A 13652-nucleotide genomic window follows, 5' to 3' on the forward strand; every position below is an offset into this window, starting at 1 on the left:
ACGGTTACCGCGACGGCATGGCCGACCTGCCGCGCGACGTGATCCCGCACGTCGACCGAGTGACGGACGGCGTCGAGGTCAATTGCGATCTCGGCGGGCTGCCGCACGGCGAGCTGCTGATGTCGCTGACCGCGGTGATCGAGGAGGCGGACGGGCGGCGCTCGTTCTGGGCGCTCCAGCAGCCGCCGGGCGCGCCCGACTTCCATCATCGCGATTGCTTTGCCGCGCGGCTCCCGGCACCAGCGGCGCCATGAACTTCGGGATCGACCGCCTGCTCGCCGACGCGAGCCTCCGCCGCGAACTGAAAGGGCGTCGCGTCGCGCTGCTCGCGCATCCGGCCTCGGTCACCGCGGACCTGACGCACTCGCTAGACGCGCTGGTGGCGGCGGGGGTGAACGTGTCGGCGGTGTTCGGGCCGCAGCACGGCGTGCGCGGCGACCTGCAGGACAACATGATGGAGTCGCCCGACTTCACCGATCCGACCTACGGCATGCCGGTGTTCAGCCTGTACGGCGATGTGCGACGGCCTACGTCCGAGTCGATGGACACGTTCGACGTCATGCTGGTCGACCTGCAGGACGTGGGATGCCGCATCTACACGTTCGTGACGACCCTGCTCTACGTGCTGGAGGCCGCGGCCGCGCACGGGAAGGCGGTGTGGGTGCTCGATCGCCCCAACCCCGCGGGGCGGCCGATCGAGGGGCTGACGCTCAGGCCGGGATGGGAGAGCTTCGTCGGCGCGGGGCCTATGCCGATGCGGCACGGAATGACGCTGGGTGAGCTCGGCCACTGGTTCGTCGCGCACTACGGCTTGGACGTCGACTATAGCGTGGTGGCGATAAAGGGCTGGGCGCCCGAGGCGGCGCCGGGGTTCGGCTGGCCCGACACGCGGGTGTGGATCAATCCCAGCCCCAACGCGGCGAACGTCAACATGGCGCGCGCCTATGCCGGCACGGTGATGCTGGAAGGGACCACGCTTTCGGAGGGGCGCGGGACGACGCGCCCGCTCGAGCTGTTCGGCGCCCCCGACGTGGACGCGCGCGCGCTGATAGCGACGATGCACGATCTCGCGCCCGAGTGGCTCGCCGGCTGCACCCTGCGCGACATCTGGTTCCAGCCGACGTTCCACAAGCACGCGGGGGAGCTGTGCGCGGGCGTGTTCATCCACGCCGAAGGCGCGGCGTACGACCACGCGGCGTTCCGACCGTGGCGGCTGCAGGCGCTGGCGTTCAAGGCACTGCGCCAGCTCAGCCCCGAGTATCCGCTGTGGCGCGACTTCCCGTACGAATATGAGTTCGATAAGCTGGCGATCGACGTCATCAACGGCGGGCCGGCGCTACGAGAATGGGTCGACGACGCGGGCGCGCGGCCGGGCGATCTCGACGCGCTGACCGTGCCCGACGAGCGCGCCTGGGCGGAGACGCGCGCGCGTTTCCTGCTCTACTAGCGCTCGACCGTCACCGTGGCGGGGTAATGCTTGTCGAGGTGGCGCAAGACACGCTTCAGGTTCCTGGTGTTCGAGCGATAGTAGAGGTCGGCCGCGTCGCCCACGAACGGCACGAGTCCGAGCAGCGCGTCGAAGCCAACCCGGCCGGTCATGCGTAGCAGCGACGCCTTGCTCATGCCCAGGTTGCGCGCTTCCCACACCAGCCAGCCGCCCAGTGCGGCGGCGACCGCGTCGCCCGCCACCGGGACCAGCCCGAGCAGGAAGTCGAGTCCGACGCGTCGGTTGATGCCGGGAATGACGAACAACCCTTCGAGCAATTGCTCCATCGCGACCAGCCGGCGACGCACCGAGGCCGGATCGCGGCCGAGCGGCAGGTTGGCGGCGGCGAGGCCGGGCATGATCGTGGGGCGGGTCGTCATCCCATCTATCTGGTGCCGCGACGCAGCCGGTTCAACGGATGCCACGCGCGCGCGTTCGCCTGCCACTGCACCAGCCGGAGCGACACCAGCGACCAGCGGAACGGCCGCGCGAGCGGGATGAAGCTGGCGTCCGCGGTGAGTGCCGCGTCGGCGCGCGCGATGGTCGCGGCGCGCGCGTCCAGCGTCGGGGCGAGCCGCGCGTCCTCAATCGCGGCGCGCGCCTCGTCCGAGCAGGCGACGCACGCCTCGGACAGGTACCAGCGCGCACTGTCGTAGGGCGCGACCGCGTCGACGAGACGCAGGTCCGCCGCGGGATCGTCGATCGCGAGGCGCACCGGCCTGATCCCCATCGCGTACAGGTCGGCGGCGAGCCGCGTCCACAACAGCGTGCCGCCGATACCGCCGGGCAGCGCCAGGCCGACGCTGGGCGTGCCCGCGGTCGCGCGCCAGGCGGCGACGCGCGCGCGGATCGCGCCCAGCCGCTGCTCTCGCGGCAGCGTCGCCCAGCCGGGGCGCGTCGGTGGCGAGAGCGAGTCGAGCTGCTCGGGCAGCAGCGTCTCTGTCGCGCTCCACTCGGGCGAGACGGCGGCGACCAGCGCCGCGCGATCGAGCGCGGCCGACAGGGCAGCGCGCGCTGCGGAGTCCGCGAGGAAGCCGTCGCGGCGCTGGAACGCGAGCCCGAACAACCCAGCGGCGGGATCGATGCGGATATTGGACGCGGCCGGGTCGGCGCGCAGCACCAGCGGCCAGTCGTCGATCGTACCGCCGGCGACCAGGTCGGCATCCTTGTTGACGAAGCGGACGATCGCGCGCGCGGCGCGCTCGCCGATCAGCCGCACGTCGTCCTCGGGCGTCGGGCCGTCGTCGTCCGGGTCGCGGTCGGGATCCTCGACCGGGCGAAGCAGCAGCGAGTGCGCGCCCTCGCCGACGACCCGCAGCGGACCCGCACCGCCCGCACCGCGCACCAGTGCGAGCTCGGGTTGCGCGAACAGCTTGAGCAGATCGGGACGCGGGCGCGCGAGTTCGATCTCGATTACCTCGGGCGTCATCTCCACCACGTCGCCGATCGCGGACAGATAAGGCGCGGCCGCGTTGCGCGCATTGCGGGCGAGTTGGCGCCGCAGCAGCGCGACGACCTGCGCGGCGCGCACGGGCTCGCCGTTCACCCAGCGCGCGGGCCGCAGGCGGAAGATATAGCTGGTGCCATCGTCGGTGACGGTCCACCGCTCGGCGAGGCCACCCTCGATCTGGCCGTTGGCGTCGAAGCGGACCAGGCCCTCGGCGATCGCGTCGGTCAGCAGCCGGTCGGGGGTGGACAGTTGCCGCCGGTCACGTCCGGCGAGCGCGGGCTTGTCGCCGATGACGCTGACGATCACCGGCCCGACATCGGCGCGACGATCGCAGGCGGTGATGGAGAGAAGCGCCGGCAGCAGTGCGCCGAATGCGATGGTGCGGACGGCGGGACTCGAACCCGCACGCCATGGGCAGAAGATTTTAAGTCTCCAGCGTCTACCGATTCCGCCACGTCCGCACATGTGGTCCGCGCACAAGCGCGCTTCGCCGCCGCGCGTCAAGCGGCGATGGTGCCGATCGGCGGTCAGACGTTGAGCCGCTGACGCATTTCCTTGCCGGGCTTGAAGTAGGGAACGCGCTTGGCGGTCACGTCGACCGTCTCACCGGTGCGGGGATTGCGGCCGGTGCGCTCGTCGCGCTGACGGGTGGAGAAGGCGCCGAAGCCGCGCAGCTCGACCCGGCCATTGGCCGCGAGGCGATCGACGATCTGGTCGAAGAAGGTGGCGACGATCGCTTCGACGTCGCGCGGCGACAGTTCCGGGTTCTCTTCGGTAAGCCGGTTGACGAGTTCCGACCGAATCATCTGCTTCCTCACGAAGTGCAACAAACGCCGGCACCGACCATGCCACCTAAACTTGATACAGGTAAACACGAGCGCGCGATAGGACCGAGACGTCATCAATCACCCGAAATGAAGGTTTGACCGGACGAAAAAAGGGGCCGGCAAAGCCGACCCCTCCATCACGCGTCCCGTGCTGGAACAGGCGCTTACTTCTTGGTTTCGCGCGCCTTGAGCGCTTCGCCCAGGATGTCGCCGAGCGACGCGCCCGAGTCGGACGAACCGTACTGCGCTACCGCCTGCTTCTCCTCGGAGATCTGCATCGCCTTGATCGAGAAGGTCGGCTTCTTGGAGCGGTCGAAACCGGTCACCATCGCGTCGAACTTCTGACCGACCTGGAACCGCTCCGGACGCTGTTCGTCGCGGTCGCGGCCGAGGTCGGTGCGCTTGATGAAGCCGGTCGCGCCGTCATCACCCTGCTGCACTTCGAGGCCGGCGTCGCGAACCTCGAGCACCGTGACGGTGACGACCTGGTTCTTGCCGATACGGTCGCCCGCGCCCGCCGCGACGGGACCGCCACGCTCGAGCTGCTTCATGCCGAGCGAGATGCGCTCCTTCTCCGGATCGATGTCGAGCACGACGGCCTGAACCGTCTCGCCCTTGCGATGCAGGTTGAGCGCGTCCTCGCCCGAGACGCCCCAGGCGATGTCGGACATGTGGACCATGCCGTCGACGTCGTTGTCGAGGCCGATGAACAGGCCGAACTCGGTCGCGTTCTTGACTTCTCCCTCGACCGTGGAGCCGATCGGGTGCGCGGCGGCGAATGCCTCCCAGGGATTGTTCTGCGCCTGCTTGAGGCCGAGCGAGATGCGGCGCTTCTCGGCGTCGACCTCGAGCACCATGACGTCGACTTCCTGGCTGGTCGAGACGATCTTGCCGGGGTGGACGTTCTTCTTGGTCCAGCTCATCTCCGACACGTGGACCAGGCCCTCGATGCCCGCCTCCAGCTCGACGAACGCGCCGTACTCGGTGATGTTGGTCACGCGGCCCGACAGCTTCGCGCCGACCGGGTACTTGACGCTCGCACCATCCCACGGATCGCTCTCGAGCTGCTTCATGCCGAGCGAGATGCGCTGCGTGTCCTTGTTGATGCGGATGATCTGGACGCGCACGGTGTCGCCGATGTTGATCATCTCCGACGGGTGCTGGACGCGCTTGTACGACAGGTCGGTGACGTGGAGCAGGCCGTCGATGCCGCCCAGGTCGACGAACGCACCGTAGTCGGTGATGTTCTTGACCACGCCCTCGATGATCTGACCCTCGGCCAGGCTCTGGATCAGGCCCGAGCGCTGCTCGGCGCGGGTTTCCTCGAGCACCGCGCGACGCGACACGACGATGTTGCCGCGCTTGCGGTCCATCTTGAGGATCTGGAACGGCTGCGGGATGTCCATCAGCGGGGTGACGTCGCGCACCGGGCGAATGTCGACCTGCGAACCAGGCAGGAAGGCGACGGCGCCCGACAGGTCGACCGTGAAGCCGCCCTTGACGCGGCCGAAGATCGTGCCCTCGACACGCGCGGTCTTCGCGAACTCGACCTCGAGCTTGTCCCAGGCGGCCTCGCGGCGCGCGCGGTCGCGGCTGAGCATCGCTTCGCCGTGCATGTTCTCGACACGGTCGACGTAGACCTCGACCTCGTCGCCGACCTTCAGCTCGGCCTTCTGGCCCGGCGCCGGCGCGAACTCGCGCAGCGGCACGCGGCCTTCGCTCTTCAGGCCGACGTCGATGACGGCCAGATCGTTCTCGATGCCGGTAACGGTGCCGAGCACCACGCGGCCCTCGAAGCTGTCGGCGCCGCCGAACATGTCATCGAGCATTGCCGCGAAATCGTCGCGTGAGGGAGCTGCCGTAGAGGCCATAAATCCGTAAGTCCTAAACGTTGTCGTTTCCGGCCAAGCGGTTGGTTCCGCTGGTCTAGGGTGTGACCCCAGGGCCAAAACACCGCGACGACCCCATGCCGAACGCGGTATCCGCGCGGGCCGAGGAGTACGTGGAGGACCTAAACGCCAATGCGAAAAGGGCGCGAGGGGACGAGCCCGCCGCGCCGTGCCTCCGCGAACATCGGCTCGCTGGACACCTTCGTCATACCCTAGCGCCGCCGTACAGGCAAGCAGCGCTTACGCAGGCGTGCGGCGAGCCTCGACCAGTGCGATCGCCTTCGCGACCGAGGCGTCGATCGAGAGGAAGCTCGTGTCGAGCAGCGCGGCATCGCTGGCAGGGATCAGCGGCGCGGCCGAGCGGCTGCTGTCGCGCTCGTCGCGCGCGCGAATGTCGGCGAGCACCTGGTCGAAGCTGACCGCGCTGCCGCGGTTCCTGAGCTCGGTGTGGCGGCGCTGCGCGCGGATCGTCGGGGTGGCGCGGACGAACAGCTTGGCCTGCGCGTCTGGGGCGATCACCGTGCCGATATCGCGGCCGTCGAGCACCGCGCCGCCTTCCTGATGCGCGAAACGCTTCTGCCGCTGGAGCAGTGCTGCGCGGACCAGCGGGTGCGCCGACACGACGGAGGCGAGCTGCCCGACATCGTCGTCGCGCAGGCCGGGGTCGGCCAGGGTAAGTTCGTCGAAGTCGCACGCCGCGACCGCGTCGGCCTCCTTCTCGGGGTCGAGCTCCATGCGCCGCACGGTGGCGGCGACCGCGCGGTAGAGCAGCCCGGTGTCGAGGTGGGGCAGGTGGTAGTGACGCGCCAATGCCTTGGCGATCGTGCCCTTGCCCGATGCGGCGGGTCCGTCGACGGCGATGATCATGCGGCCTCTCCCGACAGATAGCTGAGCTGGTCGAAAAAATTGGGGTAGCTGGTGCGCGCGGGCGACACGTCGTCGATCGTAACGGGCCTGCGGGCGTGGAGACCGGCGACCGTCATGCTCATCGCGATGCGGTGGTCGAGGTGCGTCTGGACGGTGCCGCCGCCCGGGATCGCCTCGCCGCCGGTGCCGTCGATCGACAGGCCGTCCTCGTGCTCGGTGACGGCGACGCCGTTCGCCTCCAGCGCGGCGCGCATCGCGGCGATCCGGTCGCTCTCCTTGACGCGCAGCTCGTCGGCGCCGCGGGCGACGGTGCGCCCGGCGGCGAAGGCGGCCGCGACGAACAGCACCGGATACTCGTCGATCATCGACGGCGCGAGGTCGTGCGGCACGGTGATCCCGCTCAGCGCGGCATGGCGGACGCGCAGGTCGGCGACCGGCTCGCCGCCGACGGTACGCGTATCGACCTCGGCGATGTCCGCCCCCATCATGCGCAGCGCGGTGAGCAGCCCGGCGCGCGTGGGATTGAGCCCGACATTCTCGATCACGACGTCGCTGCCGGGCACCACGGTGGCAGCGACCATCCAGAAGGCGGCGGAGGAGGGATCGCCGGGAACGGTGATCTGCTGCGGGCGCAACTCCGCCTCGCCGGTGATCGAGATGACGCGGCCTTGCGACGTTTCCTCCACCAGCACCTCGGCGCCGAAGCCCGCGAGCATCCGCTCGCTGTGGTCGCGCGTCGGCACCGGCTCGATCACGCGAGTGACGCCGGGCGTGTTGAGGCCGGCGAGCAGGACCGCCGACTTCACCTGCGCCGAGGCGACCGGGAGCTCGTATTCAATCGGCACCGCCGGGCAGAGCCCGCGCAGCATCAGCGGCAGGCGTCCGCCGGGCGAGGCGGTGACCTCCGCCCCCATCCGCGACAGCGGGGTGATGACGCGCTCCATCGGACGCGCCGACAGCGAGGCGTCGCCGGTGAAGGTCGCGGTGATCGGGTGCGACGCGACCAGTCCCATCAGCAGGCGGGTGGAGGTGCCCGAATTGCCCATGTCGAGCGCGCCCGCGGGTTGCAGCAGGCCGCTGACGCCGACGCCGTTGATCGTCCAGCAACCTTCCGCCATGCGCTCGATACCCGCGCCCATCGCGCGGAGCGCGGCGGCGGTGGCGAGCACGTCCTCGCCCTCCAGCAGGCCCTCGACCCGGCTCTCCCCGACCGCGAGCGCGGACAGCATCAGCGCGCGGTGGCTGATCGACTTGTCGCCGGGAACGCGTATGCGTCCGGACAGGCAGCGGGCAGCGGGAACGCGGAACGGGGCGGGCGAGGCATGCGACATGCGCGCCGCTTGCCAGCCGGGTTGTGCTATGGCAAGGCGCCCCCCACTTCGCAGGTAACCCTGCAGAACCACCCATCCGAAAGGCTTTTCACGGCATGATCCAGCCGGAATGGGGCACGAAGCGTACGTGCCCGAAATGCGCGACGCGTTTCTACGACCTGACCAAGGACGATCCCGTCACCTGCATCAACTGCGGTTATGCCTGGGCGCCCGAGCCGATTCTGAAGTCCAAGCAGCCGATGCCGTTCGAGGCGGTGAAGTCCGACAAGCAGGCGCCCGACAGCGACCTGGCCGGTGACGATGACGAGGATCTGGCACCCGCGGAGGACGAGGAGCCCTCGGCCGACGACGAGGTCGACCTCGGCGGCGACGACGATCTGGGCGTCGAGGCACCCAGCGACGACGACGAGAACTGACTTTTTCTCATCGGGCTTGGCAAAAGGTGCGATCCACCGCTTGCCAAGCCCGCAGCGCCCGGTTAGTGGGCGCTTCCCAACGGAATGGGGCCGTAGCTCAGCTGGGAGAGCGTCGCAATGGCATTGCGAAGGTCAGGGGTTCGATCCCCCTCGGCTCCACCATTCCGGACTTCCATCGCCCTGATCAACTGAATGAGCCCACGTAGCGGTTGCCCGCTGGTGGTATGAGCTCGGGCGTCATTTAGCAGCGCCGCCAACTCCACCTCTGATCTGTGCTCCGCGAGGCGCGCAAGGCGTTGGTGTTGAGATGCCGAGGTCGGAAACAAGCTCCGCGCCGTACGGCTCGCCAGCGGAAACGCTCGCGATCAGTCGAGCATCCTGAGCGCCGTCATAAATCCGGCGGCATCACGCGCAACGTCGGCGGCCGACTTGCCCGGTTTGTACAGGTTCGACCCCAGGCCGAAGCCATCCGCCCCCGCCGCGCGCCACGCCGCAAGATTGTCGGGTGTGATGCCGCCGACCGCGAGGACGCGCGCGTCGCGCGGCAGCACGGCGTGCTGCGCTCTGAGGAAGGCGGGCGTGGCGCCGTCGGCCGGAAACAGCTTCAGCGCGGTCGCGCCCGCCGCCAGCGCGGCGAAGCCTTCGCTCGGCGTGTAGAAACCGGGCAGCGAGATCAGGCCGCGCGTGATCGCGGCCCCGATCACGGCAGCGTCGGTGTTGGGCGATACGATCAGCGTGCCGCCCGCCTGCGCCACCGCGTCGACCTGCGCGGGCGACAGCACGGTGCCGGCCCCGACCATCGCGCGGCCGCGCAATCGCTCCGCCAGCATCGCGATGCTGCGTAGCGGATCGGGCGAGTTGAGCGGCACCTCGATCAGCGTGAAGCCGGTTGCGACCAGTGCCTCCCCGATTGCGGGCGCCTCCTCCGGCGTGATCCCGCGCAGGATCGCGACCAGCGGGCAGGCGGCGAACGACCGGTCGAAGGTCGACTGAGATATATTCATGCGGACAGCTCCCAGATCGCGTGCATGCCGGCGAGAAAGGCGGCGTCGCTGTCGACCGGTACGGCGCGCGCGCCGACGAAGGCGATCGCGGACGCGTAGAGGTCTGCGAGGCCGCCGCTGGCGAGCAGGTATACGTCGCGGCCCGCGACATCGTCGCGCGCGCCCACGTCGGCACCGATCAGGATGCCGCTGGCGAACGCGGCGGCGTCATCCGCGGCGCGAACGCCGAGCAGTACCCGCGCCCTGACCTCGAACAAGGCGGACGACAGATCGCGCGCGCCCGCACCACGCGCCAGACCGGCGCGGAACGGCGTTCCGTCGCGCACGGTTCCGTCGAGCATGCCCGCGAGGATGCCGTGCGCGCGCAGCAGCGCGAACAGCTCGCCCGTCATCGTGGTCGCGAACCGCGCGATCCGTCCGTCGCTGAGCTCGATCCACTTGTTGTGGGTACCCGGCTGGCAGAGCAGGGCGTCACCCGGCACGAGGCCCGCGGTGACCGCGCCGAGCGCCTGCACTTCCTCACCCCTCATCACGTCGGCGCGATGCGGCGCGCGCAGGGCGACACCCGGGACGATCGTCACGCCGGCGTCCAACCGCACCGCGTGCTCGGCGAGCAACGCCAGCGAGGCGGGCGCGTCGACGTAGGGCGCGTCGTGCCAGCCGCGCGTCGACCCGATCATGCCCGCGGCGAACACCGGAACATCGCCCAACGCGCGTCGTAAGTCGGCGATCTCTCTCGGGTAGGAGCCGGGCACTATCGACAGCACGCCGCGCTCGTCGCGTCGTTGGTCGAGGACCGCGCCACGCGCGTCAACCAGCCAGGCGCGGCGATTGGTCGTGCCCCAGTCCACCGCGATATACGCGCCGCGGGTCATTGTCCGATGGTCGCCATGTGTCCGCCAGCGCTAGGAAGCGGCCGGCGGAGCGTCAAGCGCGCCGACCGGCCCGCCACGCCCTACGACCACGCCGGCTTGGACCTCCCGCACCGCATTTGTTATCGCTACCCGGCACTATGTTTAGGGGGGCCAGATGGCGGATTACAGCAGGCGCGGCGTGTTGCAGGGGATCGGCGCGGGTCTGGCGAGCACGGCGCTGGTCAATGGCGCGCGCGCTCAAGCGGCGCAACCGCGCAAGCTGGGCTACGCGATCGTGGGCCTCGGCAGCTACGCGACCAAGCAGATCATGCCGCAGTTCAGGAATTGCGAGCACGCGCGGCTGATCGCGCTGGTCAGCGGCACGCCCGAGAAGCTGGAGCGCTACGGTGCCGAGTACAATGTGCCGAAGACGCACCGCTACAGCTACACCGATTACGACAAGATCAGGAACAATCCCGACATTGACGTGGTCTACGTCGTGCTGCCCAACTCGATGCACGCCGAATATTCGATCCGCGCCAGCCGCGCGGGCAAGCACGTGATGTGCGAGAAACCGATGGCGGTCTCCGTCGCCGAGTGCGAGGCGATGATCGCGGCGGCGCGCGCCGCCAACCGCAAGCTGATGATCGGTTACCGCTGCCACTTCGAGCAGCACAATCTGCGCGCGATCGAGCTGGTGAAGACCGGTTTCGTCGGCCGACCGACGTTGATCACCGCGGAGCACGGCTTCTACGCGCAGCCCGGACAATGGCGGCTCAACCGTCCGATGTCGGGCGGCGGATCGTTGATGGACATCGGCATCTACAGCCTCAACGCCGCGCGTTACCTCTCGGGCGAGGAGCCGGTAGAGCTGGTCTCGACCGAGTATACCGACCGCAGCGATCCCCGCTTCCGCAACGTCGAGGATCGCATCGATTTTCAGCTAAAGTTCCCGTCGGGCGTGATCGCCAATTGCGTGTCGAGCTACTCGTCGAACCACAACGGCTTCCGCGTGACGGGCACCAAGGGCTGGGTCGGGATGGAGCCCGCCACGCCGTACGACGGGCACAGGCTGTTCACCCGCAGCGGCGGTGACACCGAGCAGGTGCAATTGCCGCCGCCGCGTAAGAACCAGTTCGTCGCGCAGCTCGACCACCTGCCCGAGAGCGTGCTGACCGGCATTCCCTTGCGCGCGTCGGGTGAGGAGGGCCTGCGCGACATGCGGCTGATCGAAGCGATCTACCGTTCCGCGCGCGAGCGGCGGGCCGTGTCGCTGGTATGAGCTTGCCAGGACTCCAGCGCCGCGACGCGATCAGGGCGGGCGTGCTGCTCGCCGCATCGGCGCTGGCACCGCTGCCGCTCCGCGCGGCGGCACCCGACCCCAAGCACGACAAGCGCGTCCGCGACTTGATCGCGCGCATGACGCTGCCCGAGAAGATCGGGCAGATGAACCAGATCGCGGGCGGGCGGCAGCGCGCGCTCAACTCGCGGCTCGACGCCGGCATGCTCGACCGCGTGCGCCGCGGCGAGATGGGGTCGTTCCTGCACGTCGCGGGTGCCGAGCCGCTGCGCCGACTGCAAAGAATTGCGGTCGAGGAGTCGCGGCTCGGCATCCCGCTGCTGTTCGCGATGGACGTGATCCACGGGTACCGCACGACCTTGCCCGTGCCGCTCGCGCTCGCCGCCACCTGGGATCCGGCCACCGCCGAGCGCGCGGCGGCGCTGATGGCGGAGGAAGCTTGGGCGGCGGGGCTCCACTGGACCTTCACGCCGATGGTCGACGTCGCGCGTGATCCGCGCTGGGGCCGCGTGGTCGAGGGTGCGGGCGAGGACGCCTACCTCGGCAGCCGCATGGCGGAGGCGCAGGTGCGCGGGCTGGAAGGCCCGGCGGGCGCAATGCCGGCGCGCGGGCGCATTCTGTCGTGCACCAAGCATTTCGTCGGCTACGGCGCGGTCGCGGGCGGGCGCGACTATGACAGCGCCGATATGTCCGAGCGGACGCTGCACGAAGTCTATCTGCCGCCGTTCCACGCCGCGATGCGCGCCGGCTCGGGCAGCTTCATGACCGCGTTCAACGACGTCGGCGGCGTACCGATGACCGCCAATGACGCGCTGGTGCGCGGCGAGCTGCGCGGGCGCTGGGGCTATCAAGGGCTGGTGGTCAGCGACTGGAACGCCATCCGCGAGCTGATCAACCACGGAGTCGCGGCTAACCCGACCGAGGCGGCGGTGCTCGCGCTGCGCGCGGGCATCGATATGGACATGGCGAGCAGCACCTACGCCGACTACCTGGGCGCCGCGGTCGCGGCCGACGCCTCGCTGCTGCCGCTCGTCGATCAGGCGGTCGGGCGCATCCTGATGGCCAAGGCACGGCTGGGCCTGTTCGACGACCCTTACGGCTACGGCGATCCGGCGCGCGAGAAGGCGCCGCTCGCGCGCGAGCCCGCCCGCGAGATCGCCGCGCGATCGGTCGTGCTGCTGCGCAACGAGGGCGCGGTGCTGCCGCTCAAGCCGACCGCCCGTGTCGCGCTGATCGGTGCGCTCGCCGACGACGCGTCCTCCGCGCTCGGTTCGTGGCGCGCGCGCGGGCAGGCGGAGGATGCGGTAACCTTGCGCCGCGCGATGCCGCAGGCGAGGTTCGATCCGGGCAGCGATCCCGCACAGGCGGCGCGCGTCGCCGCGGCGGCGGACGTGGTCGTGCTCGCGATCGGCGAGGATTACGACCTGACCGGCGAGGCGCGCAGCCGGGCCGACCTGACGCTGCCGGGCACGCAGCAGGCGTTGGTCGACGCGGTGCGCGCGGCGGGCAAGCCGATCGTCGCGGTGCTGATGGGTGGGCGCCCGCTGGCATTGGAGCGTGCGCTCGCGGGCATTCCGGCGGTGCTCCAGACCTGGTTCCTCGGCATCGAGAGCGGCCCGGCGATCGTCGACGTGCTGATGGGCAAGGTGTCACCCGCGGGTCGCCTGCCGATCGGCATGCCGCGCGTCACCGGGCAGCTGCCGAGCAGCTACGCGCACGTGCCGAGCGGCCGTCCCGCCAATCCCGACCTCGCGGTCGACAGCGCGCGCTACCACGACAGCGACATCGGGCCGTTGTTCGCGTTCGGCCACGGCCTCAGCTACGCGCGCTTCGACTATGGCGCGCTCGCGATCGAGCCGCGCGCCGATGCCGCGATCGTCAGCGTCGCGGTGACCAACGCGGGCAGCGTTCCGGCCGAGGAGGTCGTGCAGCTGTACGTCCGCGACCCCGTCGCCTCGGTCGCGCGCCCCGTGGCGGAGCTGCGCGGCTTCCACCGGCTTATGCTCAAGCCGGGCGAGCGTCGGACGGTGCGCTTCACGCTCGCGCACGCGCAGCTCGCCTTGTGGAAGGCGAGCAAATGGGTGATCGAACCCGGGGCGATCGATGTCATGGTCGGCAGCTCGTCGGCCGATATCCGCGCGCGCGGACGCTTCAGCGTCGCGGCGGGCGAGGGGGCGATACCCGCGGCGTCGATCGCGACCGCGGTGACGGCGGTGTGATCGGCGTGA

Annotated in this window: 12 protein-coding genes, 2 tRNA genes and 1 pseudogene; 6 read left to right on the top strand and 9 right to left on the bottom strand. The window is 69.9% G+C overall.

Annotated elements, in window-relative coordinates; genetic code table 11:
• Together ACFDS6_RS02960 and ACFDS6_RS02965 are read left to right on the top strand one after the other, a co-directional pair.
• A pseudogene (locus tag ACFDS6_RS02960) lies at nucleotides 1–254 on the top strand (hypothetical protein); the annotation flags it as partial.
• Complete coding sequence (locus ACFDS6_RS02965) at nucleotides 251–1447, top strand: exo-beta-N-acetylmuramidase NamZ domain-containing protein (protein WP_375270621.1); 1197 nt, start codon at nucleotides 251–253, stop codon at nucleotides 1445–1447. The pseudogene ACFDS6_RS02960 and the gene ACFDS6_RS02965, both read left to right, overlap by 4 nt.
• Here the strand turns inward: ACFDS6_RS02965 and ACFDS6_RS02970 are convergent.
• The 7 genes from ACFDS6_RS02970 to aroA form a co-directional block, all read right to left on the bottom strand.
• Complete coding sequence (locus tag ACFDS6_RS02970; protein ID WP_375270622.1) at nucleotides 1444–1866, bottom strand: DUF4112 domain-containing protein; 423 nt, start codon at nucleotides 1864–1866, stop codon at nucleotides 1444–1446. The two genes, ACFDS6_RS02965 and ACFDS6_RS02970, sit on opposite strands and share 4 nt — an antisense overlap.
• Before the next feature lie 5 nt (nucleotides 1867–1871).
• Complete coding sequence (locus ACFDS6_RS02975) at nucleotides 1872–3242, bottom strand: ABC transporter substrate-binding protein (protein ID WP_375270623.1); 1371 nt, start codon at nucleotides 3240–3242, stop codon at nucleotides 1872–1874.
• 71 nt (nucleotides 3243–3313) lie between these two features.
• Nucleotides 3314–3397, bottom strand: a tRNA-Leu gene (locus ACFDS6_RS02980).
• 66 nt (nucleotides 3398–3463) lie between these two features.
• Nucleotides 3464–3754 carry an integration host factor subunit beta gene (gene ihfB / locus ACFDS6_RS02985; RefSeq protein ID WP_375270723.1) on the bottom strand — a complete coding sequence of 97 codons (291 nt, stop codon included), beginning with the start codon at nucleotides 3752–3754 and terminating at the stop codon, nucleotides 3464–3466.
• A gap of 173 nt (nucleotides 3755–3927) precedes the next feature.
• Nucleotides 3928–5634 (bottom strand): 30S ribosomal protein S1, encoded by a 1707-nt coding sequence (gene rpsA, locus ACFDS6_RS02990; protein WP_375270624.1) that lies wholly within the window; start codon nucleotides 5632–5634, stop codon nucleotides 3928–3930.
• Between the two features lie 258 nt (nucleotides 5635–5892).
• Complete coding sequence (gene cmk / locus ACFDS6_RS02995) at nucleotides 5893–6519, bottom strand: (d)CMP kinase (protein WP_375270625.1); 627 nt, start codon at nucleotides 6517–6519, stop codon at nucleotides 5893–5895.
• Complete coding sequence (aroA, locus tag ACFDS6_RS03000; RefSeq protein ID WP_375270626.1) at nucleotides 6516–7850, bottom strand: 3-phosphoshikimate 1-carboxyvinyltransferase; 1335 nt, start codon at nucleotides 7848–7850, stop codon at nucleotides 6516–6518. Before aroA ends, cmk begins: the two co-directional genes overlap by 4 nt.
• Before the next feature lie 95 nt (nucleotides 7851–7945).
• On the opposite strand from aroA, the gene ACFDS6_RS03005 reads away from it, so the two are divergent.
• Together ACFDS6_RS03005 and ACFDS6_RS03010 are read left to right on the top strand one after the other, a co-directional pair.
• Nucleotides 7946–8266, top strand: a complete 321-nt coding sequence (locus ACFDS6_RS03005; RefSeq protein WP_375270627.1) for an FYDLN acid domain-containing protein — start codon at nucleotides 7946–7948, stop codon at nucleotides 8264–8266.
• An 86-nt stretch (nucleotides 8267–8352) separates the two neighbouring features.
• Nucleotides 8353–8428, top strand: a tRNA-Ala gene (locus ACFDS6_RS03010).
• A 203-nt stretch (nucleotides 8429–8631) separates the two neighbouring features.
• Here ACFDS6_RS03010 and ACFDS6_RS03015 read toward each other — a convergent pair.
• Nucleotides 8632–9270, bottom strand: a complete 639-nt coding sequence (locus tag ACFDS6_RS03015) for a 2-dehydro-3-deoxy-6-phosphogalactonate aldolase (protein WP_375270628.1) — start codon at nucleotides 9268–9270, stop codon at nucleotides 8632–8634.
• A complete protein-coding gene (locus ACFDS6_RS03020; RefSeq protein WP_375270629.1) occupies nucleotides 9267–10145 on the bottom strand; it encodes a 2-dehydro-3-deoxygalactonokinase in 879 nt (292 codons plus the stop codon). Before ACFDS6_RS03020 ends, ACFDS6_RS03015 begins: the two co-directional genes overlap by 4 nt.
• A gap of 154 nt (nucleotides 10146–10299) precedes the next feature.
• Between ACFDS6_RS03020 and ACFDS6_RS03025 the strand changes: the two genes are divergently transcribed.
• Together ACFDS6_RS03025 and ACFDS6_RS03030 are read left to right on the top strand one after the other, a co-directional pair.
• Nucleotides 10300–11406 (top strand): Gfo/Idh/MocA family protein, encoded by a 1107-nt coding sequence (locus ACFDS6_RS03025; RefSeq protein ID WP_375270630.1) that lies wholly within the window; start codon nucleotides 10300–10302, stop codon nucleotides 11404–11406.
• Nucleotides 11403–13643, top strand: a complete 2241-nt coding sequence (locus tag ACFDS6_RS03030; protein WP_375270631.1) for a glycoside hydrolase family 3 N-terminal domain-containing protein — start codon at nucleotides 11403–11405, stop codon at nucleotides 13641–13643. Before ACFDS6_RS03025 ends, ACFDS6_RS03030 begins: the two co-directional genes overlap by 4 nt.
• Nucleotides 13644–13652 lie beyond the last annotated feature (9 nt).

It is taken from the genome of Sphingomonas sp. (assembly GCF_042095875.1).
In the GTDB taxonomy this organism is placed as follows: Bacteria; Pseudomonadota; Alphaproteobacteria; order Sphingomonadales; family Sphingomonadaceae; genus Sphingomonas.